Source organism: Photobacterium japonica, assembly GCF_050337005.1.
In the GTDB taxonomy this organism is placed as follows: domain Bacteria; phylum Pseudomonadota; class Gammaproteobacteria; order Enterobacterales; family Vibrionaceae; genus Photobacterium; species Photobacterium japonica.
This window is the reverse complement of sequence record NZ_JAKJSN010000130.1, coordinates 1-1,108: the sequence shown is the minus strand read 5'-3', so window position 1 is coordinate 1,108 and position 1,108 is coordinate 1. Positions and strand designations below refer to the sequence as shown.

Annotated in this window: 4 tRNA genes and 2 rRNA genes; all 6 read right to left on the bottom strand. The window is 47.6% G+C overall.

The window, feature by feature from the left end:
* Nucleotides 1–172: ribosomal RNA gene (locus L4C36_RS23775) — 23S ribosomal RNA — on the bottom strand; the annotation flags it as partial.
* A gap of 280 nt (nucleotides 173–452) precedes the next feature.
* Nucleotides 453–528 (bottom strand) — tRNA-Ala (locus L4C36_RS23770).
* A gap of 41 nt (nucleotides 529–569) precedes the next feature.
* Nucleotides 570–645, bottom strand: a tRNA-Val gene (locus L4C36_RS23765).
* A 30-nt stretch (nucleotides 646–675) separates the two neighbouring features.
* A tRNA-Lys gene (locus tag L4C36_RS23760) sits at nucleotides 676–751 on the bottom strand.
* Between the two features lie 33 nt (nucleotides 752–784).
* Nucleotides 785–860: transfer RNA gene (locus L4C36_RS23755), tRNA-Glu, on the bottom strand.
* Between the two features lie 94 nt (nucleotides 861–954).
* Nucleotides 955–1,108 (bottom strand): 16S ribosomal RNA (locus L4C36_RS23750); the annotation flags it as partial.

Here is a 1,108-nt window from a genome sequence, read left to right as displayed (position 1 = left end):
GTTACGCTATGTATTCACGTAACGATACGTGCTTATGCACGTGGGTTTCCCCATTCRGAAATCCCAGACTCAARTGGYTTTTACTRCCTAATCTGGGCTTATCGCAAGTTAMTACGTCYTTCATCGCCTCTGACTGCCAAGGCATCCACCGTGTACGCTTAGTCACTTAACCATACAACCCCAAGAGGTCTGTACGTTCAAACAACCAAGGTTCGTCACCTATCTTCGATCAAGAAAGATAAGGACATTGGTTTTTCGCCGGACTCGATACAAGACACTTGAATGTGTATTGCTTGAGAACTCGTTTTYATCGCTCTTTATATAAAGAGACAATAAAAACTATTAGTGTGATCTTTCGATCACTTACTAGTCAGCTTTCCAAATTGTTAAAGAACATGTGTTTACCGAAGTATCCACTTTCTAACGACACTGTTACCAGTGTGTTTAGAAAGTGGTGGAGCTATGCGGGATCGAACCGCAGACCTCCTGCGTGCAAGGCAGGCGCTCTCCCAGCTGAGCTATAACCCCATATGTTTTACGTCTTAGGRGACGTTCTCTAAAAGAGAAGATGGTGGGCGATACCGGGYTCGAACCAGTGACCCCCTGCTTGTAAGGCAGGTGCTCTCCCAACTGAGCTAATCGCCCACATTAGTTTTACATCGCCTGTRGAGGAGATGGTGGGTCGTGCAGGATTCGAACCTGCGACCAATTGATTAAAAGTCAACTGCTCTACCAACTGAGCTAACGACCCWTTRCTTTTTCTTTGACTCTATCAAAGAGAAAGTGGCGTCCCGTAGGGGAGTCGAACCCCTGTTACCGCCGTGAAAGGGCGGTGTCCTAGGCCTCTAGACGAACGGGACTTAGTTTTTCTAAGTTATTGGGCAACTTAGATGTTCTCTTACATTTCRACCAAGCAATCTGTGTGGACACTGCATAAAACAGCAGTCTATCGTTTAAGGAGGTGATCCAGCCCCAGGTTCCCCTAGGGCTACCTTGTTACGACTTCACCCCAGTCATGAACCACACCGTGGTAAACGCCCTCCCCGAAGGGTTAAGCTATCTACTTCTGGTGCAGCCCACTCCCATGGTGTGACGGGCGGTGTGTACA